We start from the raw sequence: 2,754 nt of genomic DNA, 5'->3' as shown, positions 1-2,754 counted from the left end.
CTACGGCGCAATGGATGGGGCGAGCAAGTTCGTCAAAGGCGACGCGATCGCCGGCATCCTGATCCTGCTGATCAATATCGTCGGCGGCATGGTGATCGGTGTCATGCAGGCCGGCATGCCGTGGGGTCAGGCGTTGAAGACCTACACGCTGCTGACCATCGGCGACGGCATCGTGACGCAGGTGCCGGCGCTGGTGATCGCGGTGGGCACAGGCATCATCGTCACGCGCTCGGCCGCGGACGGAAACCTCAGTCGTGAGGTCCTGCGGCAGATCACCTCGTTCCCGAAGACGCTGCTGCTCGTTGCCGTGGCGCTGCTGGCCCTGGTCGCGCTGCCGGGCATCCCAGTGTTGCCGACGCTAGTGCTGCTGGCGCTGGTCGGCGGCGCTGCGTTCTGGGCCTACCGCGCGGCCAAGCGAACGGCCGTCGAAGCCGCGAGCGGGCCGGCCGATGAGGCGGCGCACGCCGCGGCGTCTGGCGATGCCGATGATCCCTATTCGGCCCTGACCGTCGAACCCATCGAAGTGCACGTCGGCCCCTACTGGGCGGCCCAGGCGGCGATGACGGCCAGTCCGCTGATGGAGCGAATCGGGACATTCAGGAAGCAGCACGCGCTGGAATTCGGCGTGGTGCTGCCGAGGGTGCGCTTCCGCGATGCGCCCAAGCTGGGGCCTCACCAGTACGAGATTCACATCGATGGTGTGCCCGTCGGACGTGGTGAAGCCCGTGCCGATCGCCTTCTGGCCATCCACCCCGCGGGTGACACGAAGTCGATTGTCGGCGAGGCGACACGGGACCCGACCTACGGGCTGCCGGCTGTCTGGGTCGAGCACTCGCAGCGGGAGGCCGCCACGGCTGCGCGCTACACGCTGGTCGATGCGAACACCGTCTTGTTGACCCACCTGACCGAAACCTTGCGGCGCGAATCGGCGACGCTGATGACGCGTGCCGAGGCCGAGCGTTTGCTCGACCGCGTGCGGAAGAATCAACCAACGTTGGTCGAGGAATTGGTGCCGACGGTGCTGTCGATCAGCGACGTACAGCGCGTGTTCCAGGGCCTGCTGCGCGAGAAGGTCAGCATCCGGCACCTGGAGGCGATCCTCGAGACGCTGGCTGACGCCGGACGGCAAACCAAGGATGTGTCGATGTTGGTGGAGCGCGTCAGGCAACGCCTGGGCGCCGCGATCTGCCAGTCTCTGGTTGGTGATGGCAATACGCTGCATGTGCTGACGCTCGAGCCGCAAGTCGAAGGGCAACTGCTGCACAGCCTGCGAGAAGCGGGCGCCAGCCAGTCGGCGACCGTCGATCCGATGCTGACCGAACAGTTGATCACCCGCCTGGTGCAGCACGCCGAAAAGATGATGAAGAGCAACCTGCTGCCAGTCCTGCTTTGTGCCCCTGAGCTTCGCCGCCATCTGCGCTTGCTCAGCGAACGCGTCCTGCCGCATTTGCGCGTGCTCGCGATGACTGAAGTGCCGCAGACTGTCGAGCTCCGCTCATACGCCGTCGTCGGAACGCCCGCGGCCACCTGATTAGGAAGAAGAGAGATCTCATGAATTCATCTATTTCCGCCGTGACGCTGAGCGCACTCGCCACCGACGAGGCGCGCATGGAACGCGTTGCCTCGAACCTGGCAAACGTGCAGACCCCGGGCTACAAGCGCGAGTTGGTGGCACAGCAGAGCGCTTTTGCGAGCGCGATGGACGCGGCCCAGTCGGAGAGCAACGAGGCGCGTATGCCGCAAGCCAGCATCAAGCTGGTTCGCGACATGCGCCCCGCTACGCTTCGGCCGACGGGACGGACGCTGGACCTGGCGCTGTCCGGCGCCGGCTTCTTTGAGCTAGCGACCGACCACGGCCCGGCCTACACGCGCCGGGGAGATTTCCAGATCGATGGACGCGGTCGCATCGTCAACGGTGAAGGCCACGCGCTGCTGGGCCAGGGTGGCGAGATTACCGTGACCTCGGACCACATCAAGGTCGACGGCACGGGCCGCGTTTTCGATGGCGAAAAGCAGGTTGCGCAATTGCGGGTCGTCGACATCGCACCGAACGACCTGCRGGCTGCCGGCGCTGGCCGCTACGTCTCTGGCGGCAGCAGCGTCCAAGAGCTCCCAGCCGGCCGCGTCGGCTTGAAGCAGGGCTTCCTCGAGAACGCGAACGTCGACACCGCCCACGAGATGGTTAGCCTCGGCGCGACGGTGCGCCATTTCGAAGCGCTCTTGCGCGTGGCGCAAGGACGAGACGAGATGCTCGGTAACGCCATCCGCAAGCTCGGCGACATGTAAGGCCGAAGCTTCGTCGACCCTATCCTTTTCCAGACTCACCGACTCACCGAAACAACATGTTTGACGCTTTGCAGATCGCTGCGACCGGCATGCACGCCCAGCAGCAGAACGTGGACACGATCGCCAACAACCTGGCTAACGTGAACACGACTGGGTTCAAGAAATCGAGAGTGAGCTTCACCGACCTGGTGGCCCAGCAGGTCGAGACCAGCAGCCGAGTGGAGGCCGGCGAGGCGCCTGCATCGCCGCTTCGGGGCACCGGTGTGGCGATGGCGCAGATGATCCGGTCCTTCGATGCAGGCGAGGCGAAGAAGACCGACTCGGCTTACGACATCACCATTGCGGGCGACGGTTTTATCGAAGTGGTGATGCCCGACGGCAGCCGCGCCTACACGCGCGGTGGCACGCTTCGCGTCACGGAAGACGGCCAATTGGCGACGGCCTCGGGCCAGGCGTTGAGGCCAGGCA

Annotated in this window: 3 protein-coding genes; all 3 read left to right on the top strand. The window is 65.4% G+C overall.

Annotated elements, in window-relative coordinates:
- The coding region (locus tag AC1DYI_RS31755) for an FHIPEP family type III secretion protein (protein ID WP_477208099.1) at positions 1 to 1,531 on the top strand (1,531 nt) is incomplete at its 5' end.
- A gap of 20 nt (positions 1,532 to 1,551) precedes the next feature.
- Positions 1,552 to 2,286, top strand: a complete 735-nt coding sequence (locus tag AC1DYI_RS31750) for a flagellar hook-basal body protein (protein ID WP_477208098.1) — start codon at positions 1,552 to 1,554, stop codon at positions 2,284 to 2,286.
- A gap of 110 nt (positions 2,287 to 2,396) precedes the next feature.
- On the top strand, positions 2,397 to 2,754 hold a 358-nt coding region (locus AC1DYI_RS31745), incomplete at its 3' end, for a flagellar hook-basal body complex protein (protein ID WP_477208097.1).

This window comes from Ideonella sp. P3_A4 (assembly GCF_056403075.1).
This window is presented reverse-complemented; position numbering and strand designations above follow the sequence as displayed.